Source organism: Flavobacterium hydatis (assembly GCF_000737695.1).
Lineage (GTDB): Bacteria > Bacteroidota > Bacteroidia > Flavobacteriales > Flavobacteriaceae > Flavobacterium > Flavobacterium hydatis.
In genome coordinates this window covers 102,113-124,426 of record NZ_JPRM01000003.1, presented here as the reverse complement: position 1 = coordinate 124,426, position 22,314 = coordinate 102,113, and the positions used below count along the sequence as shown (strand labels likewise).

The window sequence follows — 22,314 nt, the reverse complement described above, 5'->3', positions numbered from 1 at the left end:
ATGATTAAAATTACAAATGAAAAAACTTTTGTTCAGATTTGATGATTTCATTTGGAATTAGCTCACTGTACGCACCGTTTCTTCTCGCTTTTGCAATATAAAATTTCCAAGAATACCATGCATGACTTAATTCCACTAGTTCAAAAGGACTCATTTTTATCAAATTAATGTTTTCGGACTTTAATTTGTTAATAGAAAAATCTATTTTATTTTTTAATTCTCCATCAGGATAATCAATAGTATTTATAAAAGAGGAAGAAGAGTTTGTTATTTTTAAATTTGGTAGTTGATTATTACGTATAGTATCGTAAATTTCACTTTCAACATGGCCATAAGGCATTGCATAAAAAGTATTAAATGGAGAATCGAGTAATGTTTCTCTTTGACCTTTTTCCGTACCAATTGCAGTTGCAAAAAATAAAAGTTTTAAAACCTTTAATGTACTAAAATCATTTCTTCCATTGTCACCAACAACTTCTTGATGCCAATTTAGAAGTTGTGAAACAAAATATTCAAATGCTAAATTTTTATTCATATTTGATTGTAAAAAGTTTGCAAATGTAATTATTTTTTTTATAACCTGCGAGTGCAGGTGTGTTATTTATAAAAGTAATGAATTTATATTTGATATTCAATAAATTAAAAAATAAATGCAAAAATGATTTTATGGTTTTTCGTAATATATAGAAAGGGTTATTGATTTTATTTGTTTTAAGAGATGAACTTTATTGAGTTTATGGAAATTTATTTAATTTAAAAACATTTATTTAAGGAAAAAACGAAGATGATAAAATAGTGTCAAAGTTAAATTTTGAATATTTTACTAAAGATGATAAATATGGAAGATATGGTCTTTTTCCTTTGAAATAAATTATGAAGCAACCTTCCTAATAGGATTTTTACATCGCCTTTAATAAGAAGAGGTCTCAAACGAGACCTCTTTTTTATACATACTTCCGTAAAAGAAAACTTATTTTCCTTTCAATAATTTCTCTAAATATTCAATTTTCTCTTTTTCAGCCAAAACCAAACGCTCATAAAGTTCAACAACTTTATCAAGAGGATTGAATGTTGGTTGATATTGAATATTTGCATTCATTGATGCATTATCATGATTGTTAACTGTGTTACCAATAATATTGAAAATTGCTTCTTCTGAGAAATTTTTAATTGCTTCAACAGACACGCCAAGAGCTTTTGCTATTTCTACAAGTTTTTCATCTTCTATCGTTTCGCTGTTTTCAATAGCCGAAATAGCTTGTTGGTTTGTTCCTAAAGCTTGTGCTAATGCTTCTTGTTTCATATCTCGAAGTTCGCGAATACGGCTAATTTTTCGCCCTATATGATTTGGTTTTGTTAGTGTGCTCATAATTCAAAGATAATAATTAAGTATAATAACAATCAATATGTAAAAAACATATTTAGGTATGTACGGTACAGGCAAATAATTCGGTACAGTACAATCTATTGCTTAATTGTGATGTGTTAAACAAAAGTACAATTTTTCGCATAGGTAGCGATTGAAAACAAAAATATAAAAATGCAAAAAGAAAATCATATTCCATTACTTCATGATGAGGTAATGCAATCTATAGCAAGATTTCTTTCTGTTCTTTGAATGGAAGTTTAGGTGTCAACCAGATTATTTAGTTGAAATCTTCGAAGATATTTTAAAAACAGAAATTGGCAATGACCAGGATTTGAGAATTAAAACGCTAGTAAAAGCATTAGAGTCGTTTTCTGATAGCCAAATAGAAGAAGCTTGTATAGGGATTAAAGAAGCTTAATAATGTCTTTACGGCGCTTATTTGTGTTTAAAACAGCCGTAATATAATAACGTTTAATTTTACCGCAAAGAGCGCAAAGAATTATAAAGCTTAATCAATAGCTTTGCGAACCTCTGCGTCTTTTTCTCTTTGCGTTCTTTGCGGTAAAAGCCCACAAACAATAGCACTCTTTGCGGTATAGTCTTTTTAGTTAATCCTCAGCTTTTGTAATCGAGCTACTAGCGGAGACCCTTCGTTCCTCAGGGTGACAAGATTGGGTGGGAATAAGATATGGAAAACCGTTTTGTCGAGCGAAAAGGTTATCAAAGCTATTGATTAAACTTTGCGAACTTCTGCGTTTTTCTCTTTGCGCTCTTTGCGGTAAAACCCACAAACAATAGATTCGCGTTATCACGTGACAAGATTGGGAGGGAATAAAATATGGAAAACCGTGTTGTCGGACAAAAAGGTTATCAAAGCTATTGATTAAACTTTGTGAACCTCTGCGTTTTTTCTTTGAGCTCTTTGCGGTAAAACCCACAAACAATGAATCCGCATTATCGGGTGATAAGACTGCGTGAGAATTAAACAAAAAAAAAGACCATCATTTCTGATAGTCTTTTTTGCTCCCTCTCTTGGGCTCGAACCAAGGACCCTCTGATTAACAGTCAGATGCTCTAACCAACTGAGCTAAGAAGGAATCACCTTAAAGGTAAATATGTTTGCTAAAAAAAAGTTGCTCCCCCTCTTGGGCTCGAACCAAGGACCCTCTGATTAACAGTCAGATGCTCTAACCAACTGAGCTAAGGAGGAAGTTGTTGTTCTTTTTAGCGAGTGCAAATATAAGACGTTTTTTCGTTTCTAAAAAATTTTTTCGCACTTTTTATTAATAAATTTTACTTGCCTACGATTGCTTTATAAATATCGTTACCGTTAGCAAATAAAAGCAATGTTATAAGTAAAACGAACCCAACCATTTGCGCGTTTTCTAAGAATTTATCGCTTGGTTTCTTGCCGCTAATTATTTCGTATAATAAAAACATCACATGACCACCATCAAGAGCAGGAATTGGCAATAAATTCATAACTCCAAGCATAATTGATAAAATTGCAGTGATAGACCAGAACATTTCCCAGCTCCAAGTACTAGGGAAAATATTGTAAATAGCAGCAAAACCACCTACTTGTTTGTATGCTTTAGTTTCTGGATTAAAAATCATCTTAAGTTGCTTTCCGTAACCTACCAATTGATCTTTTCCTTTTTCAATTCCAACAGGGATAGATTCAAAGAAGCCAAACTCTCTAGTACTTATTTTATAGTAGCCTAATTTTTCTAAAGATTCCATTCCTAGAGTACCAACATTTACACCAAGTTTTCCTTCTTTGGTAACAATAGCATTAATTGGAGTCTCTTTTTGGTTTCTTAAAACTACAGCAGGAATTGTTTTTCCTTTATTACTTTCAAGTATAGCTTTTACCTCGTCGTAATATTTTACTTTCTGTCCGTTAAGAGAAGTAACCAAATCTTTAGGCTGTAATTCCTTGTTTGGAGATTCAGCAGCAATGTTTCCAATTACAAAAGGCATTCTTATAGAAGCAAGAGGGCTTTTTTCATGTTTAGATAATTGGTCAATAAGGTCGTTTGGCATTTTAATAGTTTGCTCAACACCGTTTCTTTCAATAAGAACTTGTTTAGACATAACTAAGGCCATGTTAATCTCGTTGTCAAAACGCTCTACTTTTTTACCATCGATAGCAAGAATCTTATCACCGGTTTTAAAACCAGCTTTAATCATAACAGGATTTTCGATAGAAAGACCGTCTTTTATATCAGCATTAGCAACATAAGTTTCGCCATAAGCAAATGCCATACCTATATATATAATAAACGCAAGAATAAAGTTTACCGTAACACCACCCAACATAATGATTAAACGTTGCCAAGCTGGTTTAGAACGAAATTCCCAAGGTTGTGGTGGCAAAGCCATTTGTTCCTTGTCCATACTTTCGTCAATCATTCCAGATATTTTTACATAACCACCTAGAGGTAACCATCCGATACCGTATTCAGTTTCGCCAATTTTCTTTTTTAGAAGTGAAAATTTCACATCAAAAAATAAATAGAATTTTTCGACTCTTGTTTTAAATAATTTTGCGGGAATAAAATGCCCTAATTCGTGAAGAATAATAAGTAATGATAAACTCAATAAAAATTGAGAAAGCTTGATAACTATATCCATTGTTTAATTTTAGTTCTTAAATAACGCACAAAAGTAACGTTTTCTATTTTAATTCATAGTGCAATATAAGTCATAAGCTTTTAAATGTTTGTTAATTAATAAACATTTAGATTTCTACTTTTAAGAAGATGCTGTAACTTTACTTTTTAAACACTATTTTAAATATTAGTAGTGTAAATCAGCTAAAAGTTACATTATATGGCTTCATTATTATTTTCTCCACTCACGATAAAAAAAATTACCTTAAAAAATAGAATCGTTATTTCGCCAATGTGTCAATATTCGGCTGTAGATGGCTTTGCTAATGATTGGCATTTGGTACATTTAGGCGCACGTGCAAGCGGAGGTTCAGCATTAATAATTCAGGAAGCAACAGCAGTTTCGCCTGAAGCAAGAATTTCACCCGAGGATTTAGGATTGTGGAAAGACGAACAAATAGAAAAATTACAAACAATCAATAAATTTATTGTTTCACAAAATGCCATTCCGGGAATCCAGATTGCACATGCGGGACGTAAAGCGAGTGTTTCGTCTCCATGGCAAGGAAACAAAAAATTAGATATCGCTCAAGGCGGATGGCAAACCGTTGCGCCAAGTGCTATTGGTTATCATGATAATGAAGCTACTCCAATAGCGTTGGACAAAGAGGGAATCCAGAAAGTAATTGCCGATTTTAAGGCAACTACTAAAAGAGCAGTTGTTGCAGGATATCAGGTTCTAGAAATTCACGGAGCGCACGGGTATTTGTTACACCAATTTATGTCGCCATTGTCTAATTTAAGAACAGATGAATATGGTGGAAGTTTTGAAAACAGAATTCGTCTTACCTTAGAAATCGTAGATGCAGTACAATCAGAATGGCCTGAAGATTTGCCTTTGTTTGTTCGTATTTCGGCTACCGATTGGGCAGAAGGAGGTTGGACACTTGAAGAATCAGTTCAGCTTTCTCTAATTTTAAAATCAAAAGGAGTTGATGTTATAGATGTTTCTTCGGGAGGATTGGTTTCTCATCAAAAAATTACACTTGGACCGAATTATCAAGTTCCTTTTGCCGAAAGGATAAAAAAAGACACGGGAGTTTTAACAGGAGCAGTAGGTTTAATTACCGAAGCAACACAAGCCGAAGCTATCTTAACTTCTGGTCAAGCCGATTTAATTCTGTTTGCTAGAGAATCGCTTCGTGATCCAAACTTGGCGTTGCATTTTGCATCCGAGTTAAACTCCGATATCCAATGGCCAAAACAATACGAAAGAGCTAAGATTTAATATTTCTTAGCCACAGATTTTAGGATTAAAAGGATTTTTTTTAACCACAAATTCCACAAATTCTCGCAAATTATTTAAAAATTTTTAAACGTATCGATTTGTGGAAATTTGCGAAATTTGTGGTTACTCTTTTCTAATCCTAAAATCTGCGGCAAAACAATAATACCAAATACAAATGCAAAAAATAAAAACAGCACTATTATCATACGGAATGTCGGGGAAAGTTTTTCACGCACCATTTATAGCAATTCACCCAGGATTTGAACTTATAGGTTCTTGGGAACGAAGCAAGAAATTGATACAAGAAGATTATCCAACAGTAAAAAGTTACCCAACAATAGAAGATGTTCTTGCAGATGATATCGATTTGGTAATTGTAAATACTCCAGTTGAAACCCATTACGAGTTTGCCAAAAAAGTTTTAGAAGCAGGAAAACATGCAATAGTTGAGAAAGCATTTACAACCACAGTTGCTCAGGCACAAGAGTTGGCAGATTTTGCTAAAGCAAAAGGATTAAAACTTGCCGTTTTCCAGAATAGAAGATGGGACAGTGATTTTAAAACCGTTCAGAAAGTTGTTAAAGATGGAGTTTTAGGAGATTTGGTCGAAGCCGAATTTCATTTTGACCGTTATAATCCTTTATTGAGTATAAAAGCTCATAAAGAAACTGCCAATTCTGGCGCCGGAATCCTAAAAGATTTAGGCCCGCATTTAATAGATCAGGCATTGCATTTGTTCGGATTTCCAAAATCTGTCTTTGCAGATATCAGAACAACACGAGAAAATTCATTGGTCGATGATTATATCGATTTACTATTATATTACGATGATTTTAGAGTTCGACTAAAAGCAGGTTTCTTTGTGAGAGAAGCTAATCCGGCTTATGTCGTTCATGGCAAGAAAGGCTCGTTCTTAAAACCTCGTGGAGATGTTCAGGAAGATGATTTAAAATTGGGTAAAAAACCTGACACAACAACTTGGGGAACCGAAGCAGAAGGTTTAAACGGAATTTTACATACAGAAATTAATGGCAAAGTTATCAGAGAGAAAATCCCAACTTTCCAAGGGAATTATTATGAGTTCTTTGATGGAGTTTACAACTCGATTGCAACAAATATAACAGAACCAGTTACTGCCGAAGATGGAGTTAAAACCATGAAAATCATCGAAGCTGCTATTGTGAGTAATGCACAACACAAAGTGATTAATTTGTAGGTGTTTAATTCTTTGCGAATGGAACGCGGATTAAACGGATTTACTAAAGTAAAGACGCGGATAAGACACGGATTTTTTTAAACAAAAGATAGGGAATCCGTTTTTTTCCGCGTTTTCGCCTTGGCGAATCCGCTTCATCCGCGTTCCATTCACGTCGCATTAAATTTATAAACAATAACGTTATAATTAATCCTAACTAGTTGGGTTGAATTAATGTTAAGAATGATTTTCGTAATTTTGCCAATTAAACTTTAAATAACTCATTTTGATAGATTTAAACTTCCTAGGCAGATTCAGAAGTAAAGCAAAATTCAAGAAAACATATAAAAATGCTAAAGCTTCGTACTTAAACCGAATCCGTTTTGCTGTCGGAATGTTCTATTTTGCAATGGGATTATGTTTTGCTACTTGGGCAAGCCGAATTCCGAGTATTAAAGCAGCATTAGATTTAAGCGAAGGAGAATTAGGTTCTATTCTGTTTGCATTACCATTAGGGCAATTATTAATTATGCCTTTCTCAGGTAAAGTTGTAACCCGTTTTGGTAGTCACAGAATCTTAATTTTTTCGTTGTTATTTTATGCCTTTAGCTTGACTAATTTAGGTCTGGCAACTACATCTTGGCAGTTATCTATAGGTTTATTTCTTTTTGGAGTATTCGGAAACCTGGCTAATATTGCTGTAAATACACAAGGAGTTTATACCGAAGTACTTTTCAAAAAAACAATAATGTCCTCTTTTCATGGCATGTGGAGTTTTGCAGGATTTACAGGTGCTTTAGTTGGTTTAGGAATGTTAGCTTTAAAACTATCACCATATTATCACTTTGTAATTGTAGCTGGGATTGTGCTTGTTATGATTGCTTTTAATTATAAATTTTTGGTCAAAGCCAAAGAAAAAATCAAAGTACAGGAAAAGAAAAAGAAGCTTTTTACAAAACCAGACAGTTCATTAATCTGGCTTGGTGTAATCGGGTTTTGTTGTATGGCAAGCGAAGGAGTAATGTTTGATTGGAGCGGTGTTTATTTTAAAGATGTTGCAAAAGCTCCAGGAGCATTAGAAATTTTAGGATATACATCATTTATGATTATGATGGCAAGCGGACGTTTTCTTGGCGATGGATTAATTCTTAGATTCGGAAGAAAAAAAGTGCTACAAATAAGCGGATTAGTTATTTCGCTAGGGCTTTTTACCTCAGTACTTTTCCCTTATATCATTCCATGTACAATTGCTTTTATGTTTGTTGGTTTAGGAGTTTCTACAGTTGTACCTACTCTGTATAGCGTTGCAGGTAAAAATCCATCGGTTCCTGCAGGAGAAGCTTTAACTATCGTATCGAGCGTTAGTTTCCTTGGTTTTTTAATGGGGCCACCTGTTATCGGTCATATTGCCGAAGCTTTCGGACTTCGTTTCTCTTTTGCATTTATTGGTATCTTCGGATTCTTTATCGCCTTTATGGTTACCAGAATCAAAGCCATAGAATAATCATATTATTTTAAAATTGTGAAAAGAAGTAAAACATATAAGTGATGTAAGGTCATTTATGCTTTTATGCTGATTAGTCAGCCTTATGTTTACTTTCATTACTTATATGGTTCAAATTAAGTTTTAGAACTTCAAATATTGAGGTTAATGATGTAATGCTTTAATTTTCTTAGCTATTCATAAAGAGATTTTCTATGTGTAATGGTTTTATTTAACAAGAAAAATATAGTTAAATATAAAATTGACTATATTTGAAATTAAATTAAAGAAAAAACGTACAATTTTTAATAGAGAATTTCAAATACCACCTGTTTTTTGATTAAGGCACTATTCCAAAAATAGATTTTTTTCTGATTGTGCTATAACTTGAGAGTCCTTCCTTTCGGGTTGTAGTGCTTTCGAAAATACTTTCTTCAACGCCATTTTTCGATGATATATTTTAAAACTTAAAAAGTAAAATGTTTATGAAAAAGTGGATGGCAGTATTTTTATTTATTTCACAAGTCGCGATTTCTTTCGCGCAAAGCGAAACTGGTTTTCATGGGAAGATTATCGATTCCAGAACGCAAAAGCCTTTACAATATGTTGTGGTTAGCATTCAGAATTCTTCAACAATGCAATTAACAGATAGTGATGGAGCGTTTAAATTACTTTTACTATCCGAAGGAAATCAATTGTTATTACTACACAGTCAGGGATATAAAGATTTGCTTTTTCCTGTAAAGGTAGTTTCAGGACAAATGATAGACTTGGGAGTTTTGAGTTTAGAAGAAGATAATCAAATCGGTTCACAAACTATTTTAATTACATTGTCTGAAAGTGACTTGACAGATGATAATAGCACATCCGAAAATACTTCGGGACTTTTGCAATCATCACGTGATGCATTCTTACAAGCATCGGCTTTTAATTGGGGACAAGCCCGCTTTAGGATGCGAGGATTAGATAGCGAGCATGCTAAAATGACAATTAATGGTGTCGAAATGAATAAAATGTATGATGGCAGACCACAATGGGGAAATTGGGGAGGTCTGAATGATGCTACCAGAAATCAAGAGTTTTCGGTAGGAACGGCAACATCTGATTATACATTTGGAGGGATTTTAGGAACACAACAAATTAATACCCGAGCTTCAGTTTACCGACCAAGTTCCCGAATTACATTTTCGGGAAGTAATACCAACTATAGTTTGCGTGCAATGGCAACTTATGCTACAGGATTAATGCCGTCGGGTTGGGCTTTTGTAGTTTCTGCGGGGAAACGTTGGGCAAGTGAAGGTTATTTTGAAGGAACAAATTACGATGCCGATTCTTTTTTTATGAGTGTCGAAAAGAAATTAAGTGATAGTCATTCACTTAATTTTACAGGATTTTATACGCCAAATTCAAGAGGGAAAAATTCTCCAAATACAAGAGAAGTTACAGAACTTACTAACGAACAATATAATTCGTATTGGGGCTGGCAAGATGGTAAGAAAAGAAATGCGAGAATAAAAACCGTTGAAGAACCTGTTTTAATGCTGAATCATTTTTTTAAGATAGATGATAAAACAATTTTAAATTCTAGTATAACATATCAGTTCGGGAAAATAAGTAATAGCAATATTGATTATCAAAATGCCGATAGTCCTGATCCTACATATTATCGTAAGATGCCCAGTTATTATAGTTCGCTTTATGCAAAAGATCAAGGAGAATATCCTGGTAATTTTACCCCCGATTATGAAAATGCCGAGATAAACAGAATTCAGTTTTTAGCAAATCCTCAAATAAATTGGGATGAATTATATTGGTCTAATCGAACAGTAACCACCGATTCTAAAGGAGTTGTAAATGGTTATATGCCCGCACAAAGTCATTATGTTTTATATGAAGACAGAACCGACGATAAAACATTGTCATTTAACTCCACTTTAAATGCCCAATTAACAGAGAATATCTTCTTTAATGGCGGAATTGCTTTTAGAAATTTAAAATCACATAATTATCAACTTCTCACTGATTTATTGGGAGGATCGTATTTTGTAGATATTGATTTGTTTTACAAAGGCGACCAAGCGCAATCGGATTTGCTACATCCAAATCGTCAAGTGGGAGAAGGAGATACGTATGGATATAACTATAATTATCTGGCGAATACAGTTGATGTTTTTACGCAATTTAAATTCTCTTATCGTAAAGTCGATTTTTATCTTGCCCAAGCTTTCTCAAGTGCTACTTATCAAAGAGACGGTTTGTATCAAAACGGAATTTATGCGACAAACTCTTTTGGCAAAAGCGAGAAAGTTAATTTTGAGAACTTTGCTTTTAAGGGTGGATTGACTTATAAAATATCTGGTAAACAATGGTTGTTTTTTAATGGAGCACATTTAACCAAAGCACCTACAATAAGAAATACATTTCCTAATGCTCGATTGAATAATGGTATAGTCGACGGTATAGAAAGTATGAATATAAGTAGTCTCGAAGGAAATTATATTTTTCATTCGCCTAAACTAAAAACACGGCTTACAGGCTATTATACTTTGATAAAAAATGCAACACAAACTTCGTTTTTCTATGCCGAAGGAATTTTTGATGATGGCGCAGGATATGATAATACGAATGCATTTGTGAGTCAGACATTAACACATTTAAACAAAAAGAACATTGGTGCAGAGCTTAGTTTTGAATATCAAATTCTGCCTACTTTTAAAACTACTTTGTCTGCTGCTTACGGACAATATACGTATGATAGTAACCCTAATGTTACAATTACAAATGATGCACAAGCGTCTTTAACAAATAGTAACCCAGTTTATAATTTCGGAACTGCTGCACTCAAGAATTATAAACAACCAGGAATGCCACAACAGGCTTATTCGCTCGGGATAGAATATCGAAATCCTAGATATTGGTGGCTTGGTACTAATATAAATTACCTCGCAAATTCTTATATAGATGTTTCTCCAATTTCCCGAACGGCGCAGTTTTTTATTAATCCTAAAAGTGGTTTTCCTTTTTCTGAGGCTACAGAAGAAAGAGCTAGGGTATTACTGAAGCAAGAAAAGTTTAATCCGATTACATTATTAAATATCACAGGAGGAAAATCTTGGCGTATTCGCCGAAAGAATGTTTCCTTTTTTGCAAGTATAAATAATGTGTTGAATACTGTTTATAAAACAGGTGGTTTTGAGCAAGCAAGAAATGCCAATTTCCGACGATTAGATCAACAAGCCTCGAGCGGAACGCCATCATTTGCTCCAAAATATTTTTATGGATACGGAAGAACCTATTTCGGAAATCTGGCAATTAATTTATAAACTTAAAATGTATTTAATATGAAGAATAAATATAACTCATCGTGTTTTTTAGTAATTGTGATTCTTGCTTTTTTTGGTTGCGCAGGAGATGAAACAGCAATTCCTGAGCTCACTTGTAATCAGCCTAACTTAACCGTAAATAAAACAGTTGCCGAAATTTACAATGCGGCTAATCCTGTTGCAGCAAAATATTTATATGATGATATTATAGAAGGATATGTAGTTTCTAGTGACGAATCGGGTAATTTTTTTAAAACAATTTCTTTTCAAACAATACCCATAAATGGCGTTGCACAAGGATTTAGTATAGGTTTTGACGCGACAAACTCTTATATCGATTATAGAATAGGGAGTAAGGTGTTTATAAAATTAAAAAACCAATTTACTGATATTTACTATGGCGGAATGAGAATTGGGAGTTTATATGTTAATGCTTATGGAGAAGCAACAGTTGGTAGAATTGCGCAAAATGAGTATAAAAATGTATTGAATACTTCATGTACTGTAATTGATGAAAGCATGTTAGTTCGTTCCCTTTCAATGTCAGAATTGTTAAATGATAGTAATATAAATACGCTCGTACAATTGTCTGATGTTCAATTTGCCGATGCTGCATTAGGACGCCATTATTTTGAAGAAGCAAATAATGTAGGAGGTGCTACCAATTGGAATTTGCGAGATAAATCAGGCAATCAGGTTATTTTTAGAACCAGCAGTTATGCCGATTTTGCAAATAGTTTAGTGCCAAACGGAAGTGGAACAGTACGAGGAATATTGACAAAATTCGGTACTGATTATCAAATAATGGTACGCTCAGAAAAAGATGTAGTAATGGAGGGGAAGAGAACTATTCCGTTTTTCTCAGAAGATTTTCAATCAGTCAAACACAATGTGAATTTTAGTTTACCAGGTTGGAGTAATATTGTCGAAAAGGCTACCAAATTATGGAAAAGTATTGTTTATGCTGGTAATGGTTATGCTGAGTTTAATACCACAAGCACCACAGCAGCCGAAAACGTTGCTTGGTTGGTTTCGCCTAAAATCAACACCGCTGATTATAAAAACGCTACATTATCTTTTAGGAGTGCACAACATGATTTAAAAGTCGATTCTCCATTAAATTCTTTAGAAGTCTATGTATCAAATAATTTTGATGGCTCTAATATTTCTAAGGCTAAATGGATAAAATTAACGGCAAAAGTTGCCTCGTTATCAACGCCTACCCGTCAGTTTATAAGTTCTGGTGGGATCGATTTATCTGCTTACTCAGGAAATATTCATGTTGCATTTAAATATATTGGGTCAGGTAAAGATAAAACGCTTAACGGAGCTTTTATGGTAGACGATGTTGTAATTGTAGGAGATAAGTAGTGATTGTAATTTTATTGAATTATTTGAAATGATTGTAAAGCACTGGTATTCAAATGATAAATTAAATCTTGTTTTAAGGATTTGTTATATGACTTAGTTTTTTAAAAGTAAAGACGGTATTCTTTCGATGATTTTTGTATTTTGGTCATCCCAAATCGATATAAATACCATGATGAAAAACTACTTCATTGCCATTTTTATGATGGCTTTTCAATGTTTGATCCACAGTCAAGATCAAGAAAATCAAGTTAAGTTAAAGCAAATTAATGTCGTAAAGACCAATTACCGCGATCTAAAAAGTGGTGAGATTGAAAACAAAACGGTTTTGTTTAAGGATGGTAAACTCTTAACAATTAAAACATCTGACGTTGTACAAAGTTTTTTTTATAATCCAAAAGGACTTTTGGATATGACTGTAAAAGAAAGAGTTGGAAGTAACTGGAAAGAGGTTGTAAATTATAGTTATGACAAAGACGACAGAATTACCAAGTTCTTAAAAAAATATGATGAGAATGGTGAGTCTGTTACCAAGACAGTAACAATGACTTACGAAGGCGCAAGAATAAAAGCCATTACCAAAAAAAGTAATGTTCATACCGTAATTGAGGATATTGAATACGTGGTTGAAAACGGACTTATCATTAGACGTTCCTCTAGAGATAGAAATCAGCAGATTTTTAATAAAGTCGAATATGTGTATTCTAATGATAATGTTATAAGACACAAAGGAGTACTTGGAGAAAAAATGTTTAATAATTTTACTTTCGATGATAAAAAATCAGTTGATTTATTAATTGTTCAGAATTTATTTGGTCCAAACTATAAAGTAATTGTACCATTAATTTCTTTTCATGAAGAAGAGTTTGACTTTGAGTCTATCTCTTATAATAATGAATTAGCCTTTATTCCATCTTCTACAAATTACACTGGAGTTACAGGAAAATACAAGTATAATGCTTCAAATTATCCAATATCATCTTCATTTTTAGAGCAAAATGGTATTGTAAAAATTGATAAAACATACATTTACGAATAAAAAGAATTACTTAATAGCGATTGAAGTCTTTGGTTTTATATTTAAAAAAAGACTTCAATTGGCTTTAGTACCTTGCAAATCACTAAATTTGTAGCTTATTTAAAGTTATGTTAGAAAAAGAAGTACTAAATTTTGAAAAAACAGCCATTGTTGGGATTGTAACTCAAAATCAAAGTGAAGAAAAGTTAAATGAATATCTGGACGAGTTAGAGTTTTTGACTTTTACCGCTGGCGGAGAAGTTATAAAACGCTTTACGCAGAAAATGGAACGTCCGAATCCTAAAACTTTTGTTGGAACAGGTAAAATAGACGAAATCAATCTTTTTGTAAAAGAATATGGTATTTCGACTCTAGTATTTGATGACGAATTATCACCATCTCAACAAAAGAATATATCCAAAATTATAGATTGTAAAATCCTTGATAGAACGCACCTTATATTAGATATTTTTGCTCAAAGAGCCGAAACTTCTTATGCGAGAACTCAAGTAGAATTAGCGCAATGTCAGTATTTATTACCTAGACTTTCTGGAATGTGGACACACTTAGAACGTCAAAAAGGAGGTATCGGAATGCGTGGACCTGGTGAAACCGAAATTGAGACTGACAGGCGTATCGTTCGTGACCGAATTGCATTATTGAAAGAAAAAATAAAAACTATCGATAAGCAAATGGGCGTGCAACGTAGTAATCGTGGTGCAATGGTTCGTGTGGCTTTGGTAGGATATACCAATGTTGGTAAATCGACATTGATGAATGCAGTTGGTAAAAGTGATGTTTTTGTAGAGAATAAACTGTTTGCTACTTTGGACACAACTGTTCGTAAAGTAGTTATTAAGAACTTACCTTTTTTGCTTTCGGACACGGTAGGGTTTATTCGTAAATTACCAACTCAATTAGTAGATTCTTTTAAGAGTACACTAGATGAGGTTCGTGAAGCCGATTTACTACTGCATATTGTAGATATTTCTCATCCTGATTTTGAAGATCATATAGAATCTGTAAATCAAACCTTGTTAGATATTAAAGCTCACGATAAACCAGTTATCATGGTTTTTAATAAGATAGATGCTTACAAACATTTAACAATCGACGAGGACGATTTAATTACCGAAAAAACACCAAGACATTATACACTCGAAGAGTGGAAAACTACTTGGATGCACCGCTTAGGAGAGCAAAATGCTTTGTTCATTTCTGCTACCAATAAAGAAAACTTCGAAGAGTTTAGAGAGCGCGTTTATGAAGCTGTTAGACAAATTCATATAACCCGATTCCCATACAATAAGTTTTTGTATCCAGATTATAAAGATGCAATAGAGAAAGAAGAAGACGAAGATTAAAAAAAAGCGCTTACAATTTGTAAGCGCTTTTTTTATGTTTTAGAATAAGTAGTTGATTCCTAAACCAAATACTTCTCTGGTTTGAAACCCTTGAAAAGCATTGTCGTCATAAATTGCTTGAAAAGATAAATTGGTCGACAAGAATTTATTGATTTTCATTACAATGTTTAATGAGTAATCAATATCTACATTCTGAGGATCTTCTAAGTAATTAGAATATAGGTTTAAAATGTTCTCTGCAGAAACGTTTGTCATTATATTAAGTTTGTAATATGCCGAAGCATAGAAACCAAGCTCATAACGCATCCTTTTGTTCGCTTTAACGCCAAAATACGATTCATCGACATATCCGACTTCAGAAGTGTATAATTTGTCTACAAAAGTCATTTTTGAGGTTACAGGAGCAAAGTTTAATTTTAGATTGTCATCTTTCTTCCAGAAAATACCTGGACCAAAAGTAAGATAACCCGGAGACATGAAATTAGTGTTCTCAGTTCTTATTTCTGCACCATTTGCATCTTGTCCGTAAACATATCCTTTAGTAAACTGTGTTCTGAAATTACCAAAAAAGGAGTAATACCAATTTCCGAATGCCCTTTTTCCGTAAATAGAATTAATTTCTAAACGGTCATCCGTCTTTTTCTCAAAATCAGAATTTTCGGTTTGTAAGATTCCATAAGAAGCCAGGATTTTATTGTCCCAACTAATGTCATCTTTCTTGTAGTTAATGTTGTAATTAAGACCTAAGTTTCCTGATACGTTGTTTTCACCACCAGCAATCCAGTTATTAAAATTAGATTGGTTAAAAAGGAATGAGATATTCCCAGTGCTTTTCCATCCATTTCCAGTAGTGTCGGATATGAATTTTACCGCTTTTTCTGTGTTTTTTACTAATTCTTTTTCTGTGTTCTGTGCCTCAACAAACGTTATGCTTGTTAGGAAGATAAAAAGGAGTTGAAGAAGATTTTTCATATGATCCTGTTTAAAAGTTGATTTAAACAAATATACTAAAAACCCTGAAGTTGTTAAAGCTTACTTAATTTTATTTGTAATTTATTTCTTATTTTCTTTGTACAAAGGCACGGCAGAACACGCTTCACCATACATAATGCTCCTTGCAAAAGGTTGTAAATAATGTGCCGCTAAGATGTAAGCACGTGTAGGAACAGGTTTTTTAGAACATCCTTTTATTATGACAGGTTTACCTTTATATGCTGAATAATCAAGGTTACGCAGAATTTCTTCATATAAACTAGAATCTAAATCTTCTAATGTACCATTAACAATTTTTTTAGCAAATGGAGCTAATTGTACAGCAACCAAAATAGAAGCCCAAGCTGGAACTATCGCGTCTGTGCTGCAATTAATTGCTACATAAGCATCTTGGTATTGTGACCAATTGTGATTTTTAAGGTGTTCACGAAAGTCTTTTTCTTTTAAAAGAAAACCTTCCAGAAGCCATTGCGAAATATCAATTTGCGCACGTAATCCTTTTGGATAATAATCCTCTAGGTCAAAAACTTCTAAAGTACTATTGGCAACTTTATTGATTATTTCTTCCATTTTTATTTAGTTTTCAGTCACAGTTTCAGTCACAGTATTTCACTGCGACTGAGCCTGTAAACTGTATACTTTTTTAAAGCATTCCTAATTCTAATTTAGCTTCTTCGCTCATTAACTCTTTGCTCCAAGGCGGGTCAAAAGTTATTTCAACTTCAGCATCTTTTACGTTATCGATAGATTTTACTTTCTCTTCAACTTCTCTTGGTAAACTTTCGGCTACTGGACAGTTTGGAGATGTAAGTGTCATTAAGATTTTTACTTCGTAATCAGTGTTTACCATTACATCATAAATTAATCCTAACTCGTATATATCTACAGGAATCTCAGGGTCGTAAATTGTTTTTAAAATTTTTACGATTGATTCGCCTAATTCGTTAGTGTCTATTTCTTGTTCCATTTTTTTGTTTTTGTATTTTTCAACACTCAGTGTTTTTATTTTTTTACCATTAAGATATTAAGCTTAGTACTTAATGAAACTTAATAGCTTAATGGTTTAAAATTCGACCTATTTAATTTTTGTTTTTCGAGTCGAATGCTAAAGCGTACATTTTGATGTTTTTGATCATCGAAACCAAACCGTTTGCACGTGTTGCGGATAAATGCTCTTTTAATCCGATTTCATCAATAAAATCAACATCTGCTTTTAGGATATCTTCTGCTTTTTGGTTAGAGAAAGCTCTAATTAAGATTGCAATTATACCTTTGGTTAAAATAGCATCACTATCGGCTGTAAAAACAACTTTGTCACCATTCTGTTCACCTTGAAGCCAAACTTTCGACTGACAACCTTTAATTAGGTTTTCGTCTGTTTTATATTCTTCTTTTATTAATGGAAGATTTTTACCAAGTTCGATAATGTATTCATAGCGTTGCATCCAATCATCAAACATTGAAAACTCATCGACTATTTCGTCTTGTATTTCTTTTATTGTCATTTTATTCTTGAGTAAAAGCAACTAATAAAGTTACTAATTTTTCTATTTCTGCTGGCGGAAAACCATCATCAAATCCTTTAGTTTCATAGGTTTTTCCGTTCTGCGTTATTTTTAAATTTGCAATGGCAGCTCCATCATGAAAACGTTTTTCGGTAGGTGCTTTTAAATTTGGAATAGCTTCTAGATTTATTTTTTTAAATTCAGAAGTAATTTTTGCCCATTGCATTCCATTTATTTTGTTGGCTACAGGTTCTTCGCCTCTGCTTTTTGTGATAGTAACCATTTGGTCCTTTACCACAACCTTCTGATAATAACCTCGTGACATAGCCGAATATTCTATCTGTGTTGTACTCATATCTGTATTCTTTTGGCTAGCACAGCTGTTTCCTATAAAAATTGTCAGAAGTAAAAAAGATAGTATTTTCATATGTCGTGTTGTTAAGATAGCATTGTTTTGGCTTTTTTTACTGCTTCGACCATTAAATCAATCTCTTCTTTTGTGTTATAAAAAGAGAAAGATGCTCTAATAGTTCCAGGAATTTCAAAGTAATTCATAATCGGTTGTGCACAGTGATGTCCTGTTCGCACAGCAATTCCTAATTTATCAATTATCGAACCAATATCATAAGGATGAATTCCGTCGATGTTGAATGAAATAACCGAAGCTTTTTCTTTACCAGTACCATAAATTTTTAAACCTTCAATTTCAAGTAATTGTTTTGTAGCATGAGCTAATAATTCATTTTCTTGTTGTTGAATATTCTCAAAACCGATACTATTCATGTAATCTACCGCAGTTCCTAAAACAATTCCGCCAGCAATATTTGGCGTTCCGGCTTCAAATTTATGAGGTAAATCAGCATAAGTGGTTTTTTCGAAAGTAACTTCTTTAATCATTTCACCACCACCTTGATAAGGAGGTAATTTGTTTAACCAACTTTCTTTTCCGTATAAAATTCCAGTTCCTGTAGGTCCGCACATTTTATGTCCTGAAAATGCATAAAAGTCACAATCTAAATCCTGAACATCAGGTTTTAAATGCGGAACTGCTTGTGCACCATCTATTAAAACTGCTGCGCCAACTGCATGAGCTTTCTCAATCATATATTTTATCGGATTGATTGTTCCCAATGCATTCGAAATATGGTTTACAGTTACAATTTTGGTTTTATCAGATAATAATGATTCGTATGCGATAATATCAAGTTCTCCGTCCTGATTCATCGGAATCACTTTAAGAATAGCACCGGTTTTCTCGCATAACATTTGCCAAGGCACAATATTACTGTGATGTTCTAAAGCCGAAACCATTACTTCATCTCCAGGTTTTAATATAGAAGCAAAACCATTTGCCACTAAATTAATCCCATGAGTTGTTCCCGAAGTAAAAAGAACTTCGTGCAAAAGTTTGGCATTAATATGATGTTGGATTTTTACCCTTGAAATTTCGTAAGCATCGGTTGCTAACTGGCTCAAAGTATGTACTCCACGGTGTATGTTTGCATTAATCTCTTGATAATATTTTGAAATTGCATCAATCACAACTTGTGGTTTTTGTGATGTTGCACCATTATCAAAGTATACCAAAGGTTTCCCGTTTACTTTTTGTGAAAGTATCGGAAACTCAGCTCTTATTTTATGAATATCTAGCATATCTTATTTAGAAAAATTCTACATACAAAAGTACTAAAACTAAATTGTTTTAAATAGCAATTGCTAAATTTCCTTTTCTGGTTTTAAATAATCCCATTAAATACAATGTTGTCTTGCGTATTTGATATTTTTTAGTGGTTTGTATTTGATTTTGAATGGTTTCAAAGTTAATTTATGAAGAAATTATAATTATATTGCAGTGTAAATTAACCTATGATTTTGTGAAATTACCTTATTTCAAAATCATAATTAGGGTCGGTATTGTCATATTACTTTGCTTGTTTGCTATTGTTCGAGTCATTTATAAATAAATATAATCTTAGTATGAAAAAAATCTTAAAACTTCTCGTTCTTCTTCTGGTTATAATAATTGTTTATTTCAGATTTACTACTTACCCCAAGCTTGATTTGATCTCTGGCTTTACATCCAAAAGTATTGCATCATGCCATTTTATCGATAATCGTTCGCTAGAATCTATAGAGAAAGAGGATAATGATATCCCTCTACTTGATTTGGCTACAAGTAAAATCAATGAAGCGAGAAAATTTGTTACTTCAAATGTCTACGGTTTAAAAGAACGGAAAGCAATATATCGTGAAGGTATCGGAGCGACCTTGATTAATGATAATTTTGATGTAACCAAACCATACGAAGTTCCTAAAAGAGCTAAACTGGTAAATAATTTGCCATTCCCTTACGGGAATAATGAGCCAAAGGATACAGTGTTTACTAATATTGACTATGCAAAATTGAATAAAGCTGTTTCAAATGCTTTTGATGTAGCAGGAGGAAAAACGAAAAGATCACGATCAGTTTTGGTCTTGTATAAAGATAAATTAGTTGCCGAAAAGTATGCGGATGGCTTTACTAAAAACAGTAAATTACTTGGTTGGTCTATGACTAAGAGTATTACAGGAACTATGTTTGGAGTTTTACAAGCGCAAAAAAAGTTTGATATTTATAAGCCTGCGCCAATAGCCGAATGGCAAAATGATGAACGTAAAAATATTACAACCAACGATTTGCTTCATATGAACTCGGGTTTAGAGTGGGTCGAGAATTATAATACAATTTGTGATGCTACTATTATGCTTTTTGGATCTGAAGATATGGCAAAAGTGCAGTTAGAGAAGCCCGCTATGTTTAAACCGAATACACATTGGAACTATTCTTCGGGAACAAGTAATTTACTATCGGCTATTTTAAGAAAGCAATTTAAAACACATCAGGAATATCTTGATTTTTGGTATTCGGGTTTAATAGATAAAATAGGAATGAACTCTACGGTTATCGAAACGGATATGGTTGGTAATTATGTGGGTTCTTCTTATGCTTGGGCTACGACTAGAGATTGGTCGAAATTAGGTTTGTTGTATTTGCATAAAGGAAATTGGAATGGAGAGCAAATTCTCGACGAAAGTTGGGTGAAATATGTATCTACACCGACCAATACATCAAATGGTGATTACGGGGCTCAATTTTGGTTAAATGCAGGAGGAAAGTATAAGGATGCTCCTCGAGATATGTTTTACTGTAGTGGTTTTCAAGGTCAGAAAGTATTTATTATTCCATCTTTAGATTTAGTAATCGTGAGAATGGGTTTAACGGACGATCTTGAATTCGATTTTAATGTGTTTTTGAAGGAGGTAGTTTCTGCAATTAAATAATGAAATATTTAACCGCAAAGTTCGCAAAGAAGAAAATCGCAAAGGGCGCTAAGTTTAATTACTAAACTAGCGCCCTTTGCGTAAACCTTTGTGAGCTTTGCGGTTAAATCAGCAAAGCTTCCAGTTAAATTCTATTATAAATCAAATCCCATTTTTACGCCTAATTTGCTGGCAATAATTGTAGTGATTCGCTTTTTTAATTCAGGTATTTTGATGCTTTCTATAACAGCATTCGAGAATGCGTACATAAGTAATGCCTTAGCTTCTTTTTGAGGAATTCCACGAGATTGCATGTAGAACATTGCTGTTTCGTCTAATTGCCCAACTGTACAACCGTGAGAACATTTTACATCATCGGCAAAAATTTCTAATTGAGGTTTTGCATTTATAGTTGCTTTATCGCTCAATAAAATATTGTTGCTTTTTTGGAATGCATTTGTTTTTTGCGCTTCTTTTTCAACTAATACTTTACCGTTAAAAACTCCTATAGCACGGTCTGTAAAGATTCCTTTGTAATCTTGGAAACTTTCGCAGTTTGGTGTAGCGTGTTTTACCAATGTATAGTGATCTACGTGTTGTTTCTCACCTATAATAGTTATTCCGTTTAACGTACTTGTTAATCTTTCACCAAAGTGATAGAAATTAAGATTGTTTCGGGTTAAGTTTCCACCAAATGAAAATGTATGAACCGATGCATGACTTTCTTGCTGTTGAGAAACAAAAGTGTTGTCTATCAAATTGGCTTCACTATTATCGTTTTGAATTTTGTAATAATCGATAATGGCGCGTTTTTCAGCAAAAATCTCTGTAACAGAATTGGTTAAAACTGGGTTTTCGTTTAAACTCTGGTGGCGCTCAATGATTTGCACATGTGAATTTTCACCCACGATTACCAGGTTTCTTGGTTGAACCATAAGTGCAGCTTCATTACCTGTAGAGAAATACATGATTTCAATAGGTTTAGCAGCTACTTTCTTTTTTGGGATATTGATATAAGCTCCTTCAACTGCAAATGCCGTGTTTAAAGAAGTTAAGCTATCTTCTTTATTGGCGATTTGATTAAAGTATTTATCAATAATCATTTTATATTTAGGTTTGGTCAATGCCGAAGACATTAAGCAAACATCAATTCCGTCATGCGTGGTCGAAGATAAATGTGAACTGAAAACACCATCGATGAATACTACTTTGTAGGTATCTATTTCGTGAATGAAATACTTCTTTACTTGGTTGAATTCGATTGCATTTTCTTGTTTAGGAAATACTGTAAAGTCATTTTTTAGGATGGCATTTAACGATGTATATTTCCAAGCTTCTTCTTTTTTAGTTGGGAAACCTTTATTCTCGAAGTTTTTTATCGCTTGTGTTCTGATTTCGTGAAGGTCTGAATTTACATCAACACTTTCTTCAAAAGCCATAAAAGACGATACTAATTTTTCTTTTAAATCCATTTTTGTTAGTTGTAAGTTAGG

At 33.2% G+C, this 22,314-nt stretch carries 18 protein-coding genes and 2 tRNA genes; 8 read left to right on the top strand and 12 right to left on the bottom strand.

Annotated features, from left to right (window positions below):
• Positions 1-10: 10 nt before the first annotated feature.
• From IW20_RS25260 to rseP, 5 genes are all read right to left on the bottom strand, one after another.
• Positions 11-535 carry a Panacea domain-containing protein gene (locus tag IW20_RS25260; protein WP_051885499.1) on the bottom strand — a complete coding sequence of 175 codons (525 nt, stop codon included), beginning with the start codon at positions 533-535 and terminating at the stop codon, positions 11-13.
• A 435-nt stretch (positions 536-970) separates the two neighbouring features.
• On the bottom strand, positions 971-1,369 hold the full coding sequence (locus tag IW20_RS02645; RefSeq protein WP_035618389.1) for a helix-turn-helix domain-containing protein: 399 nt from the start codon (positions 1,367-1,369) through the stop codon (positions 971-973).
• A gap of 1,023 nt (positions 1,370-2,392) precedes the next feature.
• Positions 2,393-2,466, bottom strand: a tRNA-Asn gene (locus IW20_RS02640).
• A gap of 39 nt (positions 2,467-2,505) precedes the next feature.
• Positions 2,506-2,579, bottom strand: a tRNA-Asn gene (locus IW20_RS02635).
• 83 nt (positions 2,580-2,662) lie between these two features.
• The gene (gene rseP / locus IW20_RS02630) at positions 2,663-4,006 is read right to left on the bottom strand and encodes an RIP metalloprotease RseP (RefSeq protein WP_035618386.1); all 1,344 of its coding nucleotides are present in this window, start codon (positions 4,004-4,006) and stop codon (positions 2,663-2,665) included.
• A gap of 198 nt (positions 4,007-4,204) precedes the next feature.
• Between rseP and IW20_RS02625 the strand changes: the two genes are divergently transcribed.
• From IW20_RS02625 to hflX, 7 genes are all read left to right on the top strand, one after another.
• On the top strand, positions 4,205-5,272 hold the full coding sequence (locus tag IW20_RS02625; protein WP_035618384.1) for an NADH:flavin oxidoreductase/NADH oxidase: 1,068 nt from the start codon (positions 4,205-4,207) through the stop codon (positions 5,270-5,272).
• 175 nt (positions 5,273-5,447) lie between these two features.
• Positions 5,448-6,488 carry a Gfo/Idh/MocA family oxidoreductase gene (locus IW20_RS02620; RefSeq protein ID WP_035618382.1) on the top strand — a complete coding sequence of 347 codons (1,041 nt, stop codon included), beginning with the start codon at positions 5,448-5,450 and terminating at the stop codon, positions 6,486-6,488.
• Between the two features lie 265 nt (positions 6,489-6,753).
• Positions 6,754-7,971, top strand: a complete 1,218-nt coding sequence (locus IW20_RS02615) for an MFS transporter (protein WP_035618380.1) — start codon at positions 6,754-6,756, stop codon at positions 7,969-7,971.
• A 464-nt stretch (positions 7,972-8,435) separates the two neighbouring features.
• Entirely contained in the window at positions 8,436-11,273 is a 2,838-nt protein-coding gene (locus IW20_RS02610) for a carboxypeptidase-like regulatory domain-containing protein (protein WP_035618378.1), read from the top strand.
• An 18-nt stretch (positions 11,274-11,291) separates the two neighbouring features.
• A complete protein-coding gene (locus tag IW20_RS02605) occupies positions 11,292-12,644 on the top strand; it encodes a DUF5689 domain-containing protein (RefSeq protein WP_035618376.1) in 1,353 nt (450 codons plus the stop codon).
• Positions 12,645-12,813: 169 nt separating this feature from the next.
• Positions 12,814-13,680 carry a hypothetical protein gene (locus IW20_RS02600; RefSeq protein WP_240478449.1) on the top strand — a complete coding sequence of 289 codons (867 nt, stop codon included), beginning with the start codon at positions 12,814-12,816 and terminating at the stop codon, positions 13,678-13,680.
• A 107-nt stretch (positions 13,681-13,787) separates the two neighbouring features.
• Positions 13,788-15,023, top strand: a complete 1,236-nt coding sequence (gene hflX, locus IW20_RS02595) for a GTPase HflX (RefSeq protein WP_035618371.1) — start codon at positions 13,788-13,790, stop codon at positions 15,021-15,023.
• A gap of 39 nt (positions 15,024-15,062) precedes the next feature.
• Here hflX and IW20_RS02590 read toward each other — a convergent pair whose 3' ends face one another.
• The 6 genes from IW20_RS02590 to IW20_RS02565 all read right to left on the bottom strand — a co-directional run bounded on the left by IW20_RS02590 (position 15,063) and on the right by IW20_RS02565 (position 19,174).
• Positions 15,063-15,995, bottom strand: coding sequence for a DUF3078 domain-containing protein (locus IW20_RS02590; protein WP_035618367.1), 933 nt, complete (start codon positions 15,993-15,995; stop codon positions 15,063-15,065).
• Positions 15,996-16,076: 81 nt separating this feature from the next.
• Complete coding sequence (locus IW20_RS02585; RefSeq protein WP_035618363.1) at positions 16,077-16,586, bottom strand: DUF2480 family protein; 510 nt, start codon at positions 16,584-16,586, stop codon at positions 16,077-16,079.
• 73 nt (positions 16,587-16,659) lie between these two features.
• Positions 16,660-16,983, bottom strand: coding sequence for an SUF system Fe-S cluster assembly protein (locus tag IW20_RS02580; RefSeq protein WP_035618360.1), 324 nt, complete (start codon positions 16,981-16,983; stop codon positions 16,660-16,662).
• A 112-nt stretch (positions 16,984-17,095) separates the two neighbouring features.
• Positions 17,096-17,521 carry a SufE family protein gene (locus IW20_RS02575; protein WP_035618356.1) on the bottom strand — a complete coding sequence of 142 codons (426 nt, stop codon included), beginning with the start codon at positions 17,519-17,521 and terminating at the stop codon, positions 17,096-17,098.
• Position 17,522: 1 nt separating this feature from the next.
• Entirely contained in the window at positions 17,523-17,876 is a 354-nt protein-coding gene (locus IW20_RS02570) for a hypothetical protein (RefSeq protein WP_240478448.1), read from the bottom strand.
• An 83-nt stretch (positions 17,877-17,959) separates the two neighbouring features.
• Positions 17,960-19,174, bottom strand: coding sequence for an aminotransferase class V-fold PLP-dependent enzyme (locus IW20_RS02565; RefSeq protein ID WP_035618351.1), 1,215 nt, complete (start codon positions 19,172-19,174; stop codon positions 17,960-17,962).
• 324 nt (positions 19,175-19,498) lie between these two features.
• Between IW20_RS02565 and IW20_RS02560 the strand changes: the two genes are divergently transcribed.
• Positions 19,499-20,842 (top strand): serine hydrolase domain-containing protein, encoded by a 1,344-nt coding sequence (locus IW20_RS02560; protein ID WP_035618348.1) that lies wholly within the window; start codon positions 19,499-19,501, stop codon positions 20,840-20,842.
• Between the two features lie 134 nt (positions 20,843-20,976).
• Here the strand turns inward: IW20_RS02560 and sufD are convergent, their stop codons facing one another.
• Positions 20,977-22,293, bottom strand: coding sequence for a Fe-S cluster assembly protein SufD (gene sufD / locus IW20_RS02555; protein WP_035618343.1), 1,317 nt, complete (start codon positions 22,291-22,293; stop codon positions 20,977-20,979).
• Positions 22,294-22,314 lie beyond the last annotated feature (21 nt).

Excerpts from the sequence above, each read along its gene's own strand:
- rseP (WP_035618386.1), bottom strand. The coding sequence starts at position 4,006 with ATGGATATAGTTATCAAGCTTTCTCAATTTTTATTGAGTTTATCATTA.
- hflX (WP_035618371.1), top strand. The coding sequence starts at position 13,788 with ATGTTAGAAAAAGAAGTACTAAATTTTGAAAAAACAGCCATTGTTGGG.
- IW20_RS02570 (WP_240478448.1), bottom strand. The coding sequence starts at position 17,876 with ATGAGTACAACACAGATAGAATATTCGGCTATGTCACGAGGTTATTAT.
- IW20_RS02585 (WP_035618363.1), bottom strand. The coding sequence starts at position 16,586 with ATGGAAGAAATAATCAATAAAGTTGCCAATAGTACTTTAGAAGTTTTT.
- IW20_RS02580 (WP_035618360.1), bottom strand. The coding sequence starts at position 16,983 with ATGGAACAAGAAATAGACACTAACGAATTAGGCGAATCAATCGTAAAA.
- sufD (WP_035618343.1), bottom strand. The coding sequence starts at position 22,293 with ATGGATTTAAAAGAAAAATTAGTATCGTCTTTTATGGCTTTTGAAGAA.
- IW20_RS02645 (WP_035618389.1), bottom strand. The coding sequence starts at position 1,369 with ATGAGCACACTAACAAAACCAAATCATATAGGGCGAAAAATTAGCCGT.
- IW20_RS02625 (WP_035618384.1), top strand. The coding sequence starts at position 4,205 with ATGGCTTCATTATTATTTTCTCCACTCACGATAAAAAAAATTACCTTA.
- IW20_RS02610 (WP_035618378.1), top strand. The coding sequence starts at position 8,436 with ATGAAAAAGTGGATGGCAGTATTTTTATTTATTTCACAAGTCGCGATT.
- IW20_RS02590 (WP_035618367.1), bottom strand. The coding sequence starts at position 15,995 with ATGAAAAATCTTCTTCAACTCCTTTTTATCTTCCTAACAAGCATAACG.
- IW20_RS02575 (WP_035618356.1), bottom strand. The coding sequence starts at position 17,521 with ATGACAATAAAAGAAATACAAGACGAAATAGTCGATGAGTTTTCAATG.
- IW20_RS25260 (WP_051885499.1), bottom strand. The coding sequence starts at position 535 with ATGAATAAAAATTTAGCATTTGAATATTTTGTTTCACAACTTCTAAAT.
- IW20_RS02620 (WP_035618382.1), top strand. The coding sequence starts at position 5,448 with ATGCAAAAAATAAAAACAGCACTATTATCATACGGAATGTCGGGGAAA.
- IW20_RS02605 (WP_035618376.1), top strand. The coding sequence starts at position 11,292 with ATGAAGAATAAATATAACTCATCGTGTTTTTTAGTAATTGTGATTCTT.
- IW20_RS02600 (WP_240478449.1), top strand. The coding sequence starts at position 12,814 with ATGATGAAAAACTACTTCATTGCCATTTTTATGATGGCTTTTCAATGT.
- IW20_RS02560 (WP_035618348.1), top strand. The coding sequence starts at position 19,499 with ATGAAAAAAATCTTAAAACTTCTCGTTCTTCTTCTGGTTATAATAATT.
- IW20_RS02565 (WP_035618351.1), bottom strand. The coding sequence starts at position 19,174 with ATGCTAGATATTCATAAAATAAGAGCTGAGTTTCCGATACTTTCACAA.